At 66.6% G+C, this 19,360-nt stretch carries 15 protein-coding genes; 7 read left to right on the top strand and 8 right to left on the bottom strand.

Annotation, left to right across the window (positions count from 1 at the left end):
* Positions 1-5 precede the first annotated feature (5 nt).
* A complete protein-coding gene (locus tag AC1AZA_RS02095) occupies positions 6-1,448 on the bottom strand; it encodes a sensor histidine kinase (protein ID WP_476513075.1) in 1,443 nt (480 codons plus the stop codon).
* Between the two features lie 23 nt (positions 1,449-1,471).
* Positions 1,472-2,170 (bottom strand): response regulator transcription factor, encoded by a 699-nt coding sequence (locus tag AC1AZA_RS02090; RefSeq protein ID WP_476513074.1) that lies wholly within the window; start codon positions 2,168-2,170, stop codon positions 1,472-1,474.
* A 157-nt stretch (positions 2,171-2,327) separates the two neighbouring features.
* Here AC1AZA_RS02090 and AC1AZA_RS02085 point away from each other — a divergent pair, with 157 nt between their 5' ends.
* The 4 genes from AC1AZA_RS02085 (at position 2,328) to AC1AZA_RS02070 (ending at position 6,173) form a co-directional block, all read left to right on the top strand.
* The gene (locus AC1AZA_RS02085) at positions 2,328-3,107 is read left to right on the top strand and encodes a hypothetical protein (protein ID WP_476513073.1); all 780 of its coding nucleotides are present in this window, start codon (positions 2,328-2,330) and stop codon (positions 3,105-3,107) included.
* Positions 3,104-4,120: a peptidoglycan-binding protein gene (locus AC1AZA_RS02080; protein ID WP_476513072.1), complete on the top strand. Its 1,017-nt coding sequence runs from the start codon at positions 3,104-3,106 to the stop codon at positions 4,118-4,120. The genes AC1AZA_RS02085 and AC1AZA_RS02080 overlap by 4 nt, the downstream gene beginning before the upstream one ends.
* An 83-nt stretch (positions 4,121-4,203) precedes the next feature.
* Complete coding sequence (locus tag AC1AZA_RS02075; RefSeq protein WP_476513071.1) at positions 4,204-4,974, top strand: ABC transporter ATP-binding protein; 771 nt, start codon at positions 4,204-4,206, stop codon at positions 4,972-4,974.
* A complete protein-coding gene (locus tag AC1AZA_RS02070; protein WP_476513070.1) occupies positions 4,971-6,173 on the top strand; it encodes an ABC transporter permease in 1,203 nt (400 codons plus the stop codon). The genes AC1AZA_RS02075 and AC1AZA_RS02070 overlap by 4 nt, the downstream gene beginning before the upstream one ends.
* 284 nt (positions 6,174-6,457) lie before the next feature.
* On the opposite strand, the gene AC1AZA_RS02065 is transcribed toward AC1AZA_RS02070, so the two are convergent.
* A complete protein-coding gene (locus tag AC1AZA_RS02065; protein ID WP_476513069.1) occupies positions 6,458-7,939 on the bottom strand; it encodes an MATE family efflux transporter in 1,482 nt (493 codons plus the stop codon).
* A 182-nt stretch (positions 7,940-8,121) separates the two neighbouring features.
* Between AC1AZA_RS02065 and AC1AZA_RS02060 the strand changes: the two genes are divergently transcribed.
* Positions 8,122-8,916: a M15 family metallopeptidase gene (locus AC1AZA_RS02060; RefSeq protein WP_476513068.1), complete on the top strand. Its 795-nt coding sequence runs from the start codon at positions 8,122-8,124 to the stop codon at positions 8,914-8,916.
* Here the strand turns inward: AC1AZA_RS02060 and AC1AZA_RS02055 are convergent.
* Positions 8,913-9,851, bottom strand: a complete 939-nt coding sequence (locus AC1AZA_RS02055) for an alpha/beta hydrolase (protein ID WP_476513067.1) — start codon at positions 9,849-9,851, stop codon at positions 8,913-8,915. The two genes, AC1AZA_RS02060 and AC1AZA_RS02055, sit on opposite strands and share 4 nt — an antisense overlap.
* A 271-nt stretch (positions 9,852-10,122) precedes the next feature.
* On the opposite strand from AC1AZA_RS02055, the gene uvrA reads away from it, so the two are divergent.
* On the top strand, positions 10,123-13,059 hold the full coding sequence (gene uvrA, locus AC1AZA_RS02050; protein ID WP_476513165.1) for an excinuclease ABC subunit UvrA: 2,937 nt from the start codon (positions 10,123-10,125) through the stop codon (positions 13,057-13,059).
* Positions 13,060-13,329: 270 nt separating this feature from the next.
* A complete protein-coding gene (uvrC, locus tag AC1AZA_RS02045) occupies positions 13,330-15,597 on the top strand; it encodes an excinuclease ABC subunit UvrC (protein ID WP_476513164.1) in 2,268 nt (755 codons plus the stop codon).
* 103 nt (positions 15,598-15,700) lie between these two features.
* Here the strand turns inward: uvrC and AC1AZA_RS02040 are convergent, their stop codons facing one another.
* From AC1AZA_RS02040 to AC1AZA_RS02025, 4 genes are all read right to left on the bottom strand, one after another.
* Positions 15,701-16,312 (bottom strand): vWA domain-containing protein, encoded by a 612-nt coding sequence (locus AC1AZA_RS02040; protein ID WP_476513066.1) that lies wholly within the window; start codon positions 16,310-16,312, stop codon positions 15,701-15,703.
* Between the two features lie 238 nt (positions 16,313-16,550).
* Positions 16,551-17,750, bottom strand: coding sequence for a macro domain-containing protein (locus AC1AZA_RS02035; protein WP_476513065.1), 1,200 nt, complete (start codon positions 17,748-17,750; stop codon positions 16,551-16,553).
* A 242-nt stretch (positions 17,751-17,992) separates the two neighbouring features.
* Complete coding sequence (locus tag AC1AZA_RS02030) at positions 17,993-18,637, bottom strand: cytochrome C oxidase subunit IV (RefSeq protein WP_476513064.1); 645 nt, start codon at positions 18,635-18,637, stop codon at positions 17,993-17,995.
* The gene (locus tag AC1AZA_RS02025; protein WP_476513063.1) at positions 18,634-19,359 is read right to left on the bottom strand and encodes a hypothetical protein; all 726 of its coding nucleotides are present in this window, start codon (positions 19,357-19,359) and stop codon (positions 18,634-18,636) included. Before AC1AZA_RS02025 ends, AC1AZA_RS02030 begins: the two co-directional genes overlap by 4 nt.
* Between the last annotated feature and the right edge of the window lies 1 nt (position 19,360).

Below are 19,360 nucleotides of genomic sequence, written 5' to 3'. Positions count from 1 at the left end.
CGGCACTAGTCCGCATGGCCGTCGTCATGGCCGTGCGTGACAGCGCGTGGGGAAGCGAAGCCCCCGAAGGTGATCTCGGCGCGGAATCGGCCACGCTCCGGCGAGGAGAGCCCGAGCGTGGCATTCATGGCATCGCATGATGCCGCGGCGATGGACAGTCCGAGTCCCGCGCCGGGCGAAGCGCTGATACGCGAATCCGCACCCCGGTGAAACGGCTGGAGAAGCTCGGCAAGATCGGCCGGCAGGATCGCATCGGTGCTGTTCTCCACGGTGAGTGTGACGGAACCGCCGCTCGCGCCGGCACGGCGTCCGATGGTCACGTTCAGCTCGCCGCCGTCCGGCACGTTGTGCACCACGGCATTGCGGATGACGTTGCCCACGGCCAGATCAAGCAATGGGCGCGGGGACGGGACCGTGCAGGGCAGGCCGTCCGACGGAACGCCCCTGTAGCGCAGGCGGACGCGGATGTGCCTTTCCTCGACGGCCTGACGGACATCGGCGAGTGCCTCGCTCACGCACGCGTTCAGGTCGGTGCTGCCGCGTGCCGCCGCGCGACCCGCGCCTCCGGCATCCGCAGGGCCGAGCGTTCCGCTCTGAATGCGCGACAGCGTCAGCAACGCCTCCACGAGCGCGGCTCCCCGCCGGTTCGCCGTCAGCGCCCGGCGTACGGACGGTTCCACATCGCCGGGAAACCGTCCCTGCGCGAGCGGGGCGTCGAGGTTGGTTTCCACGGCGGCGATCGGCGTGCGCAGCTCGTGCGATGCGTTGGACACGAACCGTCGTTCGGCCTCGGACGCGGCCTGGATGCGTTCCAGCATGCCGTTGATCGCGTTGCCGAGTCTGGTGATCTCCACGGCTCTGCGGCCGGGCCTACCGTCCCCCGTGTCGATGCGGGCGGCGGGATTCGACGGGTTCAGCGATGCGGTTTGGTCGCTGATGGATTGCAGCTGGCGGGACATGTGCAGGGTAACGATCCAGACGGCCAGAATGCTTGCCGCGCCGAATACCATGAACGTTGCCACCGCACTGAGCCGGAGCGAGGCGGCGACGGAATCCTGCTGCCAGATTATGGACCCGTCCGGCGCGCGCAGGACCGTAGCGCCGTTCGCATCCCAATCGATCCGGTACGGGACGTTGCTGCCGAGCTGCGCCGTGCCGTCGGCCGTAGTGCCCTGTGTCGCATACGAGCATGTGCCTGCCTCCTCGGGCGGCGTCCCGGATTGCGTGCCGCCACCAGACGTCGTGCCGCCTGCCGGGCTGTCGGCAGGCGCTCCTTGCGCACCTTGACGGCTGACAACGGCGCTCACCGCGGAGACCGCCACGTCGTTGGCGGTCACTGTCTGCACCACGGTGGCCAGTCCCATCGACGCGAGGAACACCAGACTGATGGCCAGGGTCAGTCTGCCGGCGAACGTCCGCGGTACCAGACGCCATGCTAGGGTGAACATCCGTGTCCATGCGCGCCGTGCCTTCATCGCAACCTATACCCTTCCCCTCGCATCGAGACGATCGCATCCCGGTGTGCAAGCTTGCGCCGCAGCGAGTATACGGTCGTTTTGACCACGTCTCCCGGTTCGGTTGCGGCATGCTCTTGCCAGACGGCGTCGTACAGTTCGCGCGCGTCCACGTAACCGCCGTCCGCACGCATGAGCTCGAGCAGTATGCCGTACTCCTTGGGCGTCAGCCTGACGAGCCGCTGATTGCGGTCACGCCCCTCGAACACGAGCCGGCGTACCGCATCCACGGTCAGATCGCCGCGCACCAGCACTCCGGCGCGCCCAGCCGCCCCGCCGCCATCGGACGGTCCTGCCGGTATCCTGCGCCGCACCGCGCGGATACGGGCCAGTAGCTCCGGATAGGCGAACGGCTTGGTCAGATAGTCGTCGGCACCCAGATCCAGCCCTCCGACCCTGTCGCCGATCCCCGAAGCCGCCGTCAGCATGATCACCGCGACCGGAATGCTCTGGGCGACGATCGTCTCCATCACCGCATCGCCGGACAGCACCGGCAGATCCCTGTCCAGCAGCACGATGTCCGTATCCTGCCCGCCCAGCATCTGCAGCGCCTGCATGCCGGTCGTCGCCACCGTCGTCGCATATCCCTCATGGCCGAGGGCGTCATCCAACGCGGCCGCCAGCTCGAGGTCGTCCTCCACGATCAGAATGCGCATCAGTCCAGCCTTTCCTCCGCCCCCATTATCACGCCGCATGCCGGTCCCAAGGTAAGGCGAGGGTAAGGCGTCAAGCCACCTACGGCTCACGCATGCCGAGGTTCCATGGAACCGTGCCCGCCGCCCAACGCCGCGGGCCCTGTCGAAAGGAACCATCATGGGCGCATCGAATCCCGTCCTCACCCGCCTGTCCTTCGCCGTAGCGGCCGTCTGCCTGCTCCCATTGGCCGCTTGCTCCGGCCCGTCCGCCACGAATGGCGACGGTTCGGCCGTCAACGGCGCCGGTACGCAAACCTCCTCGCAGACCACCGCGCAGCGCTTCGCCGCATGCCTGACGGGCAAGGGCTTCGACGCCCGTGCCGCGGCATCGGTTCCCTCGCAGGGCGGACAGGAAACGGGAATCGCCGTCGAACTGCGCATGATCGACAAGTCCGGCAACCCCATGACGCTGAACGGGGATTCGGCCGGCGTCTCCTCGTCCGGCGACCAGACGGGAGCCCAAAGCGACCCGTACGCAAACGCCGCCTACGTGTCCGTGGAGGGCAACGCCCGATGGGTGGTCTTCAAGGATTCCCGGTCCCTTGCCGGCTCGCCCTACGAATCCAAAAGGGAGGACTACGCAGCCTGCGAACGGGAGCATCCCGACTTCACGCAACCCGTACCGGACAACGGCCAGCCCTTCATCCCCGAAGCGGACAAGCAGACCGCACTCGACTATGCCAAGCAGGCCCGGAGCAAAGGCTTCGCCTGGGTCGCCGATCCCGACGCCGCCAACCCGACCACCATCATGATCCCCAGAACCGTCTCGGAAAGCGAATTCCGCCGCCTGCTCAGCGAAGTCCCGGACGCAACCGGCGTCATATCCTACGGCTTCGACGGCAGCGTCACCGACTACGGCTGGGACTACGACAGGGCGCTTGAGGAGGCATCCCGATGACGGCCCCGAACGGCAGGGGCAAGACGCGCAAGGCGCTGACCTGGCTGACCGCACTCGCGGCCGCGGCGGCGCTGACCCTCGCAGGCATCGCACTGCGGCCATGGACGCTCCTGCACGACGGCCCCGTTGCAGCCGGCCGCACCGCCGCCACGGACGTCAGTACATTGCGCACGCAGGAAGTCACGCGAGGATCGCTCGTCGCCGAGACCCGGCTCAACGGCCGGCTCTCCTACGACGAACCCTCCGACCTCGCCCCGGCAACCGGCATGATCACCCGGCTGCCGGACCCCGGTGCCCGGATCGATCTCGGAGAACAGGTTTACGAAAACGACGGCACGCCCGTACCGCTCTTTCAAGGGGATCGCCCGTTCTGGCGGACCATCGACGCCGACGCCACCGACGGGCCGGACATCCGTCAGCTCGAGGACAACCTGAAAGGCCTCGGATATTTCGCCGCAACGCCGGACAGCCACTACGACCTGCGGACATCCGGCGCCGTGAAGGCATGGCAGCGCAAAGCCCTCGGGCGACCGGCGGCGCTCGCGGACGGCATCTTCCGACCGGGATCGGTCGTCCTCGTGGCCAGTGCGCCGATCCGCATCACCATGCTGAAGGCGAAGACCGGCGATGTGAACGTCAGCCCGGCAAGCTATACCGGCACCGCCCTGCACGCTTCCGCAACGATCAGCGCCACCCAGGCCGCCACATTCAAGCCGGGAGACCGTGCGACCCTCACCCTTCCGGACAACGCCACGCTCGACGTGGCGCTCGCCGCAGTCGATCCGGGCGGGCAACCGACCGCCGACGGGCAAACGGCACAACCGTCCGTGCGCATCGATTTCACGGACCAGATGCAGGTGGCGAAATACGGCACGGCAGCCGTCGGCATCACCGTTCCGGGCGAAAAGACCGACGGCGAAACGCTGATCATACCGGTGACCGCACTGATCGCCGACTCGGACGGCGGGTACGCGATCGACGTAGTGCGCGGGGATACGGTCGAACGCGTGTGAGTGACGATAGGCCTCGTGGCCGGCGCCCGGGTGCAGCTCACCGAGGCCCACGGCGTCACGGTCGGCGACAGGGTGGTGATCGCATGAGCGCCTTCATCGAACTGACGGATGTCACCAAGACGTTCCCCGCTCCGGCGGGCGGCGGCATCGAAACGCTGCACCGCACGTCCCTGAGCATCGGGCACGGGGAGCGTCTGGCCATCGTGGGGCCGTCCGGCTCCGGCAAATCGACCCTCCTGTCCATCCTCGGCACGCTGGACGTGCCCACGAGCGGACGGCTCGGATACGACGGACGGGACGTGACGGGCATGGATGACCGTGCCCGAAGCCGTCTGCGCGCGGAACGCATCGGGTTCGTGTTCCAGCAGGGCCATCTGCTCAACTCCCTGTCGGCCTTGGACAACGTGACGGTTGGTCTGGAATATGCGGGAGTGCCCGCAAGACGCCGGCGCGACCTCGCCGCCGAGGCGTTGGGACGATTGGGCCTGGGAAACCGTCTGGGGCACCGGCCGTCGCAACTGTCCGGCGGAGAATGCCAGCGGGTGGCGATCGCCCGGGCGCTGGCCAAACGGCCGGAGGTGGTCTTCGCCGACGAGCCCACCGGGGCGCTCGATACGAACACCGGCCGCACGATCGTGAACCTGCTGTTCGCGATGTCCGGGGGCGGGGCGGACCGCGGAACGAGCCTGGTCGTCGTCACGCACGACCCGGCCGTGGCCGCGCGCTTCCCGCGCCGGCTACGCATCCGTGACGGCGTGGTGGAGGATGCGGCCTCGGAAGATTCCGATGACGGAACCGGCGGCGGAACCGACTGCAGTGCCGGCTGCGGGGAGGCGGGAAGGGGAGCGAGATGACCGATCTGCTGCGTGCCGCATGGCTTGGCATATCCGGCCGCGTGGCCCGGTCCCTGCTGGCCGGTCTCGCCGTGGCCGTGGGATTGGCAGCCACCGTGGCGCTGTCCGGAATCGCCGCGTCCAACCGCGCCGCGCTGCTCGCCCGGCTGGATGCCTTGGGAGCGAACCTGTCCGTGATCGAACCCGGCAAGGACGCGGCGGGCAGAAGCGTGCGGCTGCCCGACTGGTCGCCGCAGACGCTCGCCAGACAGCCCGGCGTGCAGCGGGTCGGCGTGTTCCGCACGGCACCCGAGGGCATGCAGGTGTTCCGCAACGATCTGGTTCCGAGGACCAACGGCAACGGACTGTCGGTCAACATAGCCTCCCCGGGCGTGCTCGAGGCGATCGGCGTGGCCTATGCCTCCGGGCATGGCTGGGAGGCATCCGTCCCGCCGGGCGGTGCGCTGCCCGTGGCGGTGCTGGGTTCGCAGGCCGCCTATCGGCTGGGCGTGCGCGAAGCCGGCGACCGCGTGCTCATCGATGGTGTCTGGTATGGGGTGACGGGTGTGCTGGACGACGTTCCGCAGGCTGCGGCGCTGAACACGGCCGTTGTGATCCCCGAATCGTGGGCGGCTTTCCAGTATCCGGATCTGACGGCATCGATCCATGCGATCAGTGCGATCTACGTGCGCACGACGTCCGAGGCCGCTGAGGAGCCCGGCACGACTGAACCAGTCCGCCGCATGCTTGCGCACGCGGCGAATCCCTCTGGAGGTGTCGTGTCCGTCACGGCGTCCGCGGACCTGTCGAAGGCGCGCGGGGAGGCGGACGGCTCACTCGCCTCACTCGGCATGCTGATCGGCGCGGTCTCTCTGGCGGTGGGCGGCATCGTCATCGCCAACACGATGGCGGCTGCAGTGATGGAACGCCGCGAGGAGATCGGGTTACGCCGATCCCTGGGCGCCACCGCAGCGCGCATCCGCCTTCAATTCGTCATCCAGTCAGCCATGCTTGCGGGGCTTTCGGGCGCCGTCGGGCTGGGCGTCGGCACCCTGACCGTCTGGCTGACGGCACGGCTGACGTCGCAGCCGTTCGTGCCGGATTGGCCTTTGCTGCCGGAGGTATGGGCCGTGGCTGTGCTGGCGGGCGTCGCGGCGGGACTTCGCCCGGCGGGGCGCGCCGCGCGGATGGCACCGATGGATGCGCTCCGGACTGACTAGGGCCGGAGCGCGTGCGGCGAATGTCGCCGCCGGTCGTAGGAGACGGTGGCAGGGGACGATGTGATGTTGGCTATTTCCACTCGTGGGGTAGATTTTCGTTTTTGCAGCATGCTATCTGCGTTCGTGGGGGAGCCCATTGGCGTCATTCGCATGAAATCGCGAAACCCTGCAGGAAGGAAACCGCGGAATTCCGGCATTTCTTTTACGGCTCTGCCGCGATTGACGAATGCCGAGATCCCCCAGGAACGCAGATGGCTTGCTGCACGACGCCGAATCTGCCCCGCCTACGCAGATACACTGTCGTCCGCACGTTCGTCCGTCCCCAACAACCGCCGCGACCACCACGCGAACAGCACCCCGGCCGTGAGCGCGGAGGTGGCGTCCGAGATCGGCTCGGCCACGAACACGCCGAACGTGCCGAGTCCCAGCTCGGGCAGGATCAACGCCAGGGGTACGAGCAGGATGAGCTTGCGGAAGACCGCCAGGAACAGGGACGGTTTCGCCTGCCCCATGCCCACGAACGCGCACTGCACCACGTTCTGGATGCCGAACAGTCCCATGCCGCATACGTAATAGGGCAGCGTGGCCGTCACCACGCCGGCGATCGCCGGATCCTGCGTGAACAGGGAGGCGAAGAACGCGGGGAAGAGGGCGAACAGCGTGGTCATCGTGCAGTTGATGGCCACCTGCACGGCCATGGTCCCGCGGTAGGCGCGGCGCACGCGGTCGTACGCTCCGGAGCCGTAGTTGTAGCCGATGATCGGCTGCACGCCCTGCGAAATGCCCTGCGAGAACACGAAGATGAGCTGCATGAGGCTCGTCATGATGGTCATGGCGCCCACGTAGGCGTCGCCGCCGTAGCGCTGCAGCGACGAGTTGAACACCACCTGGATCACGGATTCGGTGATCTGCATGATGAACGGCGAAACGCCCAGGAACAGCATGGGGCCAAGCAGCCGGGAGAGGCGTATGTTGCATGCCTTGAGACGGATCGCACTGGACGGGGAGGACAGGAAACGCAGCACCCACGCGGCGGACAGTCCCTGTGCGATCACGTTCGCCAGCGCCGCGCCGCGCACGCCCATATTGAGCGCGAAGATGAACAGCGGGTCGAGGGCCAGCGAACTCAGCGCGCCGATCATCACCGACCCCATGGCCACGCGCGCCCGCCCCTGCGCGGTGATGAACGTGTTGAGCCCCAGGGACAGCTGTACGAAGATGGTGCCGGACAGATAGACGGTGAGGAATTCGACGGCGTACGGCAACGTGGCGGGGCTCGCGCCGAAGAGGAGGAGGACCGGCTCCTTGAAGATCTGCAGCACGGTGGGCAGCACGAGCGCGATAACGATGATCGCCGCCACGGACGTGCCGAGATAGCGTTCCGCCAGCGCGCGGTCGCTGCGGCCCAGTGCGATGGAGGACAGAGGCCCGCCACCCATGCCGACGAGCATGGCAAATGCGGAGACCGCCACGAGGATGGGGAAGCAGATGCCCACGCCGGTCATGGCGAGACTGCCGACTCCGGGGATGTGGGCGAGGAAGAGCCGGTCGACGATGGTGTACAGCGCATTGCAGGCCTGCGCCACCACGGCGGGCAGGGCGAGCGAGACGGCGAGCCGGCCGATCGGCTTGGTGCCGAGGTCCCTGCCGGCGGTGTTCCCGCGGCCAGAGTGCGTCTGGTTCGCCGGTTGCGGATTCCGCCCAGGCTGCGTTGCCCGTTGCCCTGATGACGTCGATTGCGTCTGCGTTGATTGTGTCTGTGCCACGAAGGGCATTGTACGCGTGCCGCTTGTGCAGCAGGCGTTGCCCGTGCGGGAATCATCCCCGGGGATGAGCGGCAGATGGCGGGATGTGGCGGGATCATTCCGCCGGCCGATGGCCTCGCACGGCGGACTGCCGATAGCGTGGAGGCATCACGGAGGCGGCGGATCGAGAGAAAGGAACCGGGATGCGCTCGCGGGACATCAACGAGAATGCGGCGGCGAATGCGATGGCAAGACCCGCCGCAGGGGGCGACGTGCGGTCGTTCGCCGTCTTCCGCATGCGCCGCGCGTGGATCGCAATGCTCAAGCGCGCGGCCGTGCTTGTCGTGTGCGTGGCGGCGGTGGTTCTGGCGGCGTCGGGCGCTGGTCGCCTCATGCACTGGGCGCCGTTCGTGCAGGATCGGTCCGCCGCCGCATACGATTCCACGCGGTGGAATCTGATCGTGGTGAACCGATGGCGTGCGATTCCCTCCGGCTACCCGAAGCCGGAGTTGACGATGCTGCGCAACGGGCAGCAGGTCGATGCGCGCATCTACCCGGATCTGCAGCGCATGTTCGACGCCATGCGCTCGGACGGGCTCGATCCGGAGGTGACGGCAGGCTTTCGCACGCGTGACGTGCAGCAGCGCCTGATGGACGAGAAGATCGCCGAGTACCGTGGCGGCGGCATGCCGGCCGACGAGGCGAAGGCCCGTGCGGAACAGTGGGTGGCGGTTCCGGGAACGAGCGAGCATGAGATCGGTCTGGCCGTGGATGTCAACGCGCGGGGCAGGGCGACCGACGCCAACTGGACCGTATACCGCTGGCTGGCGGCGAACGCGCATCGCTACGGGTTCATCCTGCGCTATCCGGATGGCCGCACCGCGGTGACTGGCAACGGGTACGAGCCGTGGCATTACCGGTACGTCGGAGTCGATGCGGCGGCGGCAATGCACGTCAGCGGGCAGACGCTCGAAGAGTACTCCGGCTCCGGCCGCTAGGCCATGTGACGCGCGAAGAAGTCGCACATGGCGTCGTTGGTGCGCCGGCTTTCCTCCCAATCCACCTCGGTGATGTTGAACACGTGGCCGAGACGGCGATCGTCGGGCCAGACCATGCGTTCGGTTTCCACGTCCCGGGCCTTGAGCCAGCGCAGCAGGCGGCGGCTTTGGTCGTAGAACGGGTCCGCCACTCCGGTCATGACGAACGTGGGCGGCAGAGCGACACCGGCCGCGAACCGTTCGTACGAACGGTAGGAGCGCCACGGGGCGTTCGGGTCGCCGCCGCACATCACCTTGAGCAGGGCTCGGTCGGCCATGGCGAGCAGGGGACTGGGCGGGGCCACACGGTACGTGCCCTCAACCACGCCGTTGACGAGACCGATCGCGCGAACCGTGATCCGCGGTTCGGACTCGACGCCGAAGATGCGCTGCAATGCCGCGGATCCGTTGACGCAGTGGATGAGCAGGGCGAGATGGGCGCCGGCGGAGTCTCCGGTCAGGAACACGTTGCGCAGGTCAAGGCGTTCCGCCGCGGCATGGTCCGCAAGCCAATGCAGGGCGGCGAACAGGTCGCGCACCTGCCCGGCAAGGTCGGTGTCCGGCTGGTTGCGGTAGTCCACGTTCGCCACGGCGAAACCGTGCTCCGCCAGCCGCGAACAGTAGAAGCGGTTGACGTCGAGATGGCCGTGTATCCAGCCGCCGCCGTGGATGTCCACGATCAGTGATGCCGGGGCATGCCGCGGGGCGTCGGTGCGGCGCATGAGCTCGAGTCGGTGGGACGGGTCACCGTCGGGCAGGTAGGGCACGGGAGATTCGCACCTCACGTCGGCCGGCAGTTCGAGCCTCGCCGCCCGCTCGTGCACGCCGCTGTCCACTACGTATGCAAAGGCGCGGATCGCCGCGTTACGAACCCAATCCGGAGCGTCAATCGCCATGCTGTACCTCCTGACTGCCACTGTAGTCCGATTTCATGGGGAGAGGAGTTCTGGCGCGGGGTGGCCGTGGAGCGGGGCCGGGCGCTCCTGGCAGGAGCGACGCGCCCGAGGAGAATTGTCGAACAGGTGTTCTAAATTATGATGCATTCGGACGTTCCGGGCCGGATGGGAACCGGAGCGGCCGCGCAATACGGCAGCGAGACGGACGACGGGAGGAATCGTGGCTGGCGGACGAACGGGCAGGAAGGGCGACGTGGTGGTGGAGCGCGTGATGACCAGCGACTCGTTCCTTGCGCGCGAGATCAGGAAGGCACCCATGAAGCGCGTGGGTGATTCGCTCGTGGCGGACATATCGCACATTCCCAACGATCTCAAGATCACCATCCAGGGCGCGCGCGAGCACAACCTCAAAAATGTGGACCTTGCCGTGCCGCGCAACCGCATGGTGGTGTTCACCGGGCTGTCCGGGTCCGGCAAGTCGTCGCTCGCATTCGACACGCTGTTCGCCGAGGGACAGCGCCGGTATGTGGAATCGCTGTCCGCCTACGCCCGGCAGTTTCTGGGTCAGATGGACAAGCCGGACGTGGACTTCATCGAGGGGCTGAGCCCGGCCGTGTCCATCGACCAGAAGACCACGAACCGCAACCCGCGCTCCACCGTGGGCACCATCACCGAGATCTACGACTACCTGCGTCTGCTGTTCGCGCGCACCGGCGTGCCGCACTGCCCCGAATGTGGGGAGCCGGTCGCCTCGCAGACCCCGCAGCAGATCGTGGATGCCTTGCTCGCCATGCCCGAGCGCACGCGATTCCAGATCCTCGCGCCCGTGGCCAAGGGGCGCAAGGGAGAATTCGTGGAGCTGCTGGACCTGCTGCGCTCGGACGGCTATTCGCGCGCGCTCATCGACGGCGAAATGCACCAGCTCGGCGACGACATCAAGCTTGCCAAGCAGAAGAAGCACACCATCGAAGTGGTGGTGGACCGTCTCGTCGTCAGGGACGGCATCCGCCAGCGCCTCACCGACTCGGTGGAGACCGCGCTGAAGCTCGCCAACGGCAGCGTCGTCGCGGACTTCGTGGACGAACCGGAGGACTCCCCGAACCGCCGCCGGCCGTTCTCCGAGCACCGCAGCTGCCCGAACGGGCACACGCTGGAACTCGACGAGATCGAACCGCGTACGTTCTCCTTCAATGCGCCCTACGGCGCCTGCCCGGTGTGCACCGGTCTCGGGTTCAAGCTGGAGATCGACCCGGAGCTCGTCATCTCCGATCCGGAGAAGTCGCTGGCCCAGGGCGTGATCGAACCGTGGGGCAACACCAAGATGACGTCCCAGTACTACGGGCACATCCTCGAGGGGTTGGCGCGGGACATGGGCTTTTCGATGGACACCCCGTGGAAGGACCTGCCCGCGGACGTGCGCAAGGCCATCATGTACGGGCGCGACTTCGAGGTGCAGGTCTCGTACCGCAACCGGTGGGGGCGTCTGCGCGAATACTCCACGGGCTTCGAGGGCGTGATCCGCACGCTCATGCGCCGGCATGACGAGACCGACTCCGAATCCATGAAGGAGTACTACGAGTCGTACATGCGCGAGGTGCCGTGTCAGGCTTGCCAGGGGCGCAGGCTCAAGCCCGAAGTGCTCGCCGTGACCGTGGACGGCCGGTCCATCGCGGACGTGTGCGACATGTCCGTATCCCGCGCGCTCGAATGGGTCAACGGGCTGAAACTGGAGGGATCGGCCGCGAAGATCGCCGGCGAGGTGCTCAAGGAGATCCGGGCGCGTCTCGGCTTCCTCAACGACGTCGGCCTCGACTATCTCACCCTCTCGCGCGCCGCGGCCACGCTGTCCGGCGGCGAGGCGCAGCGCATCAGACTCGCTACGCAGATCGGCTCCGGTCTGGTGGGCGTGATGTACGTGCTGGACGAGCCGTCCATCGGCCTGCACCAGCGGGACAACGAGCGACTCATCGAGACGCTGCACCACCTGCGCGATCTCGGCAACACGCTGATCGTCGTCGAACATGACGAGGAGACCATCGAGAAGGCCGACTGGGTGGTGGACATCGGCCCCGGCGCGGGCGAGCACGGCGGCGAGGTCATCTATTCCGGCCCCGCAGCGAAGCTCGTGGACGCCCCGCGGTCCATCACCGGGGACTACATCGCCGGGCGACGCAGGATCGCCGTGCCGGATCACCGGCGCAAGGTACGCATGACCCACCGGCTGCGCGTGGTGGGCGCACGGGAGAACAACCTGAAAAACATCACCGTGGACTTCCCGCTCGGCGTGATGACCGTCGTCACCGGCGTCTCCGGCTCCGGCAAGTCCACGCTCGTCAACACCATCCTCTACCCGGTGCTCGCGGACCGGCTCAACGGGGCCCGCATCGTGCCCGGCAAGCATACGCGCGTGGAGGGTGTGGATCAGGTGCGCAAGGTCATCCACGTGGATCAGAACCCGATCGGCCGCACCCCGCGCTCCAACCCCGCCACCTACACCGGCGTATGGGACAAGATCCGCACCCTGTTCGCCAAGACCCCCGAGGCGCAGGTGCGCGGCTACGGGCCCGGAAGGTTTTCGTTCAACGTCAAAGGCGGGCGATGCGAGGCGTGCCACGGGGACGGCACCATCAAGATCGAGATGAATTTCCTGCCCGATGTGTACGTGGACTGCGAAACCTGCCACGGCAAGCGCTACAACCGCGAAACGCTTGAAGTGAAGTACAACGGCAAGACCGTCTCCGACATCCTCGACATGCCCATCGAGGAGGCGGCGGACTTCTTCAAGGCATATCCGGCCATCTCCCGCTATCTCAAGACCCTAGTGGACGTGGGACTCGGCTACATCCGTCTCGGCCAGCCCGCGCCCACGCTCTCCGGCGGCGAATCGCAACGCGTCAAGCTCGCCACCGAACTGCAGCGACGCTCCGACGGCAAGACCGTGTACATTCTCGACGAGCCGACCACCGGCCTGCACTTCGAGGATGTGAACAAGCTGCTCAAGGTGCTTGAAGGGCTCGTGGACAAAGGCAACACGGTGATCGTGATCGAACACAACCTCGACGTGATCAAGACCGCCGACTGGCTCATCGACCTCGGCCCGGAAGGCGGGGACGGCGGCGGCACGATCGTCACCGAGGGCACGCCCGAGCAGGTGGCCGAATGCGACGAATCCTGGACGGGCAAATTCCTGAAGCCCATGCTCGTCTGACATGCCGCATCGCCAGACGGACAGTAATGACGGAAGGCGGCGACGGACGATCCAGCAACGTAACGCGTGAACCCATAGGGAATCGAGGTGACCATGAACGCCGGTATGCTCGAACGCCACGCTCCGGAAACATGGCGCAAAACCGCCGAGGGGCTGCGGAAGGCGGCCGCAGGGATCGATGCGTCCGACGCGCTCGATGAGGCAACCGTGGCGGCGGGGACTGCGCCCGATGACGAAACCGCCGACTCCGACCGATCCGTCGGCAGGGCCGTGAACCGGAACGGCGCCCCGCTGCTCGGCGACTCGCGCGACCTGTTCCGCCCCAAGACCGGCGACATCCCGGCGCTGCCCGGCGTCTACAAGTGGCGTGATGGCGATGGGCGCGTAATCTACGTAGGCAAGGCCAAAAGCCTGCGCAACCGGCTGACGAATTACTTCCAGCCGCTCTACCTGCTGCACCCGCGCACGCAGACCATGGTGCTCACCGCCCGCAGCCTCGAATGGACCGTGGTCGGCACCGAACTGGAGGCGCTCACCCTCGAATACACATGGATCAAGGAGTTCGACCCCCGGTTCAACGTGCAGTTCCGCGACGACAAGACCTACCCGTATCTGGCCATCTCGGCGGGGGAGGACTATCCGCGTGTGTGGGTGACCCGCAGCCGCAAGCGCCGCGACACCCGGTACTTCGGCCCGTACGCGAAGGTCTGGGAGCTCAGACAGTCGCTGGACAAGCTGCTGCGCACCTTTCCCGTGCGCACCTGCACCCAGTCCGTATTCCACAAGGCACAGGTGACCGGACGGCCGTGCCTGTTCGCCTCGATCGGCAAATGCTCGGCGCCCTGCGTGAACCGCATCGACCCCGCCGAGCACCGGCGCATGTGCGAGCGGCTCGTAGGCGTGATGACCGGCAGACTCGGCAAATCCTACGTGGCACAGCTCACGCGGGACATGAAGGCCGCCAGCGCCGAACTCGAATTCGAGAAGGCGGCCCGCCTGCGTGATGAAATCCAGATGCTGCAGACCGTCATGCAGCAGAACGCGGTCGTGTTCGACCAGGACGTGGACGCCGATGTGTTCGGCCTCGCCTCCGATGAGCTGGAGGCCTCCGTGCATGCGTTCTTCGTGCGCGACGGATCGATCCGCGGCGAACGCAACTGGAGCGTGGATCGCGTGGAGGATGTGACCGACGCCGAACTCATCGCGGACCTCATCGTGCAGGTGTATGCGGACGCCGACGGTACGACCCGGCGAGACGAAACGCGGTTCGACGACGTCTCCACCGCCATCCGTGAGCAGCGGGATGCGATCGGATCCACGCAGAGCCTGACCGCCGTGGACGCCACGGCCCGCGCGCAGGCCACGCGCGAACGGCACGAGCGACAGGAGCAGACCGGACGCGCCGACCTGCTCGCTCCCATCGCTCCCGTACCGCGCGAGGTCATCGTGCCCGTCGAGCCCGCGCGCCGCGAAGAGCTCGAGGAATGGCTGTCCGGGCTGCGCGGCGCCGCCGTCACCATTCGTGTGGCCAGCCGCGGCGAGAAGAAGACGCTCATGGACCGTGCCACGGACAACGCCAACCAGGCGCTGCAACGGGCCAAGATGAGCCGCATCAGTGACATGGGCGCACGTACCGCCGCCATGAACGACGTAGCCAAGGCGTTGGGCCTCGCCCAGGCGCCGCTCCGCATCGAATGCTACGACATTTCCAACACCGTGGGCGGCGCATTCCAGGTCGCCTCCATGGTGGTGTTCGAGGACGCCATCGCCAAACGCAGCGAATACCGGCGCTTCGCCATCCGCGGCAAGGACGGTCAGGGCGCGCTCGACGATCTGAGTGCCCTGTACGAGACGCTCACCCGACGATTCCGGCACGGTAACATCGCCGGAGACACGGGCGAAAGCATGGACAACGAACGGCGGGCGGAACGGGTCGAACAGGCTGAACAGTCCGAACAGCCGGGGGCGACCACCGTCGCTTCCGCCGCGGGGGAGAGCGTAGAGCCGGTCGTGCAGCAGAACACGGACCGCCACCGCTTCGCCTACAAGCCGAACCTCATCGTGGTCGACGGCGGCAAGCCGCAGGTGATGGCCGCTGCCAAGGCGCTCGAGGACTGCGGCGTGGACGACGTGGCCCTCTGCGGCCTCGCCAAACGCCTCGAGGAGGTCTGGGTGCCGGACGACGACTACCCGATCATCCTCAAACGCCAGTCCGAAGGCATGTATCTGCTGCAGCGCGTGCGCGACGAATCCCACCGGTTCGCCATCACCTACCACCGTCAGACCCGGCGCAAGGGAGCCCTTCGTTCCGCGTTGGACGGGATTCCCGGCGTGGGCGAAGCCTACCAGAAACGCCTGCTCAGGCATTTCGGCTCGGTGCGTGCCATGCGTGAGGCGAGCGTGGAGGACCTCATGCAGGTCAAGGGCGTCGGCGAAGCAAAGGCCAAGGCCATCTACGACGCCCTCCATGCGCAAGATGCAACGGCATCGGCGGGCGCCACGGACGCAGCGGCAGGCAACGGAACCGTGCGCGCGTAGCTTTCGCCCGCGCCGCGATCTGCATAGCCGTGTCGCGGGCGCGCGGCGGCCTATGCGTCCCGTAGCTTCACCGGTAACGTCGCAGATCCCGTGACGGTCGAATTCAGTGCCCCGCACGCGACCTGTAGTCCTCGCGGAGGGAATGCAACGCTTCCGCCGCATGCGCTCCGGAGAACCCGGCGGAGACTCGTATGGACGCGGCAACGGACGATACGGCGGCGAACGAGGCACGAACGCCCTGCCCGTCCGCATGGAAGTCTGCGGCGCATTCCGGCGCGATGCCGAAGTCGTCCGCGGTCCGGGTCGCATCGATGTTGGCTCCCAGGAATACGAATTCCCACTGATAGCGTTCGCGTTCGTAGGAGATCATGTGCCTGACCTGCGCCCACGAATACCTCCGGCTCGCATTCTCGTACCCGTCGGTGATGATCACGAACAGCACGTGATCCGCCCGGGACGCCGCATCGGCATGCCGCTGCATGCGAACCGTCTGCGCGATCGCGGAACCGACGGCATCGAGCAGTGCCGTGCTTCCGCCCGCCCGGTAGTCGCGGCCGGTCAGATCATGCACCTTGCGCAGGTCGACGTGGTCATGCAGCGTCTCCGCCCTGTCGCTGAACAGGACGGTGGTGACTCTGCATTCGCCGGGAATGGCACGCTGCTTGGCGAGCATGCCGTTGAACCCGCCGATGGTGTCCGATTCGAGACCTGCCATCGAACCGCTGCGGTCCACGATGAATACCAGTTGCGTGAGTCCCCGATCCGATGTGCCCTTGTGTGCTGTGCCTGCGTGGTTTGTCATTCCGTGCATTGCCATGTCGTTATCCTTTCCGGTCCGTCGCCGGCGGGTTTGCCGGTGACGATCATCAGCATGGCAGCATCGGAACGGCCGGTGGTCGCTTTGCGGGCGACATTCCGTACGCCGGTCCGACGGGCTTAGGGAGCCGCCGCGATCACTGGCCGAGAAGCGGCTGATCGTAACGGAACAGGGTCTCGTTGATGGTGAACACGTCGTAGATGCCGTGGACGATGAAGAATTCGACGATCACGTCGAACTTCACGCTGCGGGACAGCGCATAGCCGGCGCACGCCAGCAGGTCGCCGGTCTCGTCGATGTCCAGTCGGAGGGCGATCGCCAGCGCCAGCACGGTTTTCTTGCCGGGCATGTACCCGTTGCCGCAGCGTATCTTCGAGAACAGCTTGCGGCTGATGTTGGCGCGCTTGTACACTGCCACGTCGTCGAACCCCCTAGCGTCGATCAGTCGCAGAAGGATGACGTTGAACGGCTCGTCCAGATCCGCGAGTACGTCGTCTTCGGCATATCGGCGCGACTGCGGTGCGGCCGGCGAGCCCGCTGCGGTCGGGGCTGCGGCGCCGGCTGGACCTGCCGTGACGACCGGAACGGCGGCGAACTCGGTGCCCGCTCCGTCCACGGCTTCGAAGCCGCGCAACTCGCGTTCGAGGTCACGCGAACGGTCTTCGTGCCCGGCCGCGTAATGGTCGTCGATGTACGCCTCGACGCGCCGGTCGAGTTCCGTGGCGAGGGCGAAGGCGGATCGGTCGAACACGCACAGATACACATCCAGATCGTCGCGTTCCCGAGGTTCCTGAGCTTCCCGGGGGTCGTCGCCGGAAGTCGACCGACCGACCGCGGCACCGTCCGCGCTGCCATGGCCGGGCCGTAGCCCGTCACTGTCAGACCAAGACCCGCCGTGATTCGGCAGCGGACCGTCGAGGAACCGGCGGATCTCGTCGACGGCCACACGCAGCGCATCCGACTTCGGATAGCCGTAGATGCCGCCGGAAATCAGCGGAAACGCGATGCTCGTGCAATTGAGCTGCAGGGCCAGCGCCAGCGCATTGCGGTAGCAGGCGCGCAGCTGATTCTCCTCGCCGTGTTCTCCTCCTTGCCAGACCGGGCCGGCGGTGTGAATCACGTATCGCGCCGGCAGATCGAAGCCCGGCGTCTCGACGGCATCGCCCGTGCGGATGGGGGAGAGGCGGTCGCAGGCCTCCTGCATCCGCCGCGCGCCCGCCGCCCGGAAAATCGCGCCGCACACCCCGCCTCCCATGAGCAGCCGCGTGTTCGCCGCATTCACGATCGCGTCCACATGCATGCGGGTGATGTCCTGACGGACCAGTTGCAACGGCATGATATCCCCCTTCGCATCGGTCCCGTGTCGGATTGTGTTTTGTCGGCCTCGCGGACGATCTCGTGAATAGCCACGAACGGCATAGCGGCTTCGGTGCGGGACAATGAGCTGTGCATCGACAAGGTCCCACGATACCGGCTTTCTTTCCGACGTTCCCTTGCTATCTTGCGTTTCGGGGCGGATTTCGACCGTTGCAGGATGCTATAGGCGCACCACATGGCATCATGATCGATGATCAATCATCATTCATGGCTCAGTACCCCAGTGCCAGACACGACCGCCTTGCGCAGCAGCCATGCGCTTGCCGCGGCGATGGCGACGCCGACCGGGATCACGTAGGCGGCGTATCTCACCCCGTTCAGCATCCATGTGGTTGGTATGACGGTGTGCAGGATCGGCGAGTCCTCGAACATGCCGGAGCCGATCGGAAGGCCGACGACGATGAGGAAGATGACGACGCTCCAGGCGGCGAGGTCGTTGGCCCACAGTCGCAGGACGAAGCATGCGAGGGAAAGCACGACGGCGGCGAATGCCATCATCAGAGCCGCATGCAGGGACAGCGGCTCATTGACGACGAATCCGATGGCAAGCCCGTACAGCAGGGTCAGGCAGACGTTGACCGCGACGCCGAGCGATAGCGATTTCAGGCTGAAACGGAGCAGGAGCCGATCGTGGATGCTGAAGGCACGATACGAGGAGGACACCCGCGCATGGGAGAAGATAAGACCGGCCGTGGCGATGGGAAGCATGATCGACAGCGCCGACTGCGCCACCGCGATCGTGTTGCCGTAGCGCAGGAAGAGCAGCGGCAGAACCAGCGCGGCCATGAAGGCGAGCGTCGACCAGCGGACCAACGCCACCCGCTCGATATACGACAGATACTTCATTTCCTTTCCACTCCTTTGCAACGGAACCGGCTCAGCAGGACGTAGACGACAACGAGCGCCACGATCGGGACGAGCATCACGGGGTCGCCGGGCAACCGGCTTATCGTTGCCGCCGGCGGGGCCATGGTGCCGTTCAGGTTCAATCCGACGGCCCGCAGGGCGTTCGCGACGTAGGGCGCCGCATAGTCGGGAAGATCGCCCGGCAACAGGATCCACACATAGAAGAAGACGCCCGAGACGATTCCGGCGGCCGTGGGATTGACGGCGATCTCGATGATCGAGTAGGCCAGCGCGATCAGCAGGCTTTGCAATACGACGAAGCACAGGACGACGGCTAGGTGCGGGTGCATTGCGGCGCCCGTCAGGATCATGATGACGTCGAAGCCAAGGACGCCCAGCAGGTTCACGACGATCAGGACCAGCACCCGGAATACGGTTCTGAGCGAGCATGGCCTCCACGCGAAGTACACCTGTCGGGGCAGGCCCCCATAGTGTGCCTTCGCGACCCTGGCATCGCACGCATAGAGCAGTGCCAGACAGATCAGCGGCTGGGTGCCGGTGAACAGGAAGCTGTACCCTCCGGTGATCGGGGTTCCGTTCGCCTCGCTGGAAATCCACGAGCCCATCAGGAGGGACGCAATGGACCCGAGCACCGCGGCGAGGAAATACCATGCACTCCAGTAATACATGACCAGCGCGCGGACAGGGGAAACGGCGTTCAAG

This window comes from Bifidobacterium sp. LH_389, assembly GCF_056357235.1.
The sequence above is the reverse complement of the archived record's forward strand: the minus strand, read 5'-3'. Positions and strand labels throughout refer to the sequence as shown.

What these genes read in the sequence shown, in the direction of transcription:
- AC1AZA_RS02085 (WP_476513073.1), top strand. Translation starts at nt 2,328, where the DNA reads ATGGGCGCATCGAATCCCGTCCTCACCCGCCTGTCCTTCGCCGTAGCG.
- AC1AZA_RS02070 (WP_476513070.1), top strand. Translation starts at nt 4,971, where the DNA reads ATGACCGATCTGCTGCGTGCCGCATGGCTTGGCATATCCGGCCGCGTG.
- AC1AZA_RS02090 (WP_476513074.1), bottom strand. Translation starts at nt 2,170, where the DNA reads ATGCGCATTCTGATCGTGGAGGACGACCTCGAGCTGGCGGCCGCGTTG.
- AC1AZA_RS02080 (WP_476513072.1), top strand. Translation starts at nt 3,104, where the DNA reads ATGACGGCCCCGAACGGCAGGGGCAAGACGCGCAAGGCGCTGACCTGG.
- AC1AZA_RS02075 (WP_476513071.1), top strand. Translation starts at nt 4,204, where the DNA reads ATGAGCGCCTTCATCGAACTGACGGATGTCACCAAGACGTTCCCCGCT.
- AC1AZA_RS02095 (WP_476513075.1), bottom strand. Translation starts at nt 1,448, where the DNA reads ATGTTCACCCTAGCATGGCGTCTGGTACCGCGGACGTTCGCCGGCAGA.
- AC1AZA_RS02035 (WP_476513065.1), bottom strand. Translation starts at nt 17,750, where the DNA reads ATGCCGTTGCAACTGGTCCGTCAGGACATCACCCGCATGCATGTGGAC.
- AC1AZA_RS02055 (WP_476513067.1), bottom strand. Translation starts at nt 9,851, where the DNA reads ATGGCGATTGACGCTCCGGATTGGGTTCGTAACGCGGCGATCCGCGCC.
- AC1AZA_RS02030 (WP_476513064.1), bottom strand. Translation starts at nt 18,637, where the DNA reads ATGAAGTATCTGTCGTATATCGAGCGGGTGGCGTTGGTCCGCTGGTCG.
- uvrA (WP_476513165.1), top strand. Translation starts at nt 10,123, where the DNA reads ATGACCAGCGACTCGTTCCTTGCGCGCGAGATCAGGAAGGCACCCATG.
- AC1AZA_RS02040 (WP_476513066.1), bottom strand. Translation starts at nt 16,312, where the DNA reads ATGGCAGGTCTCGAATCGGACACCATCGGCGGGTTCAACGGCATGCTC.
- AC1AZA_RS02060 (WP_476513068.1), top strand. Translation starts at nt 8,122, where the DNA reads ATGCGCTCGCGGGACATCAACGAGAATGCGGCGGCGAATGCGATGGCA.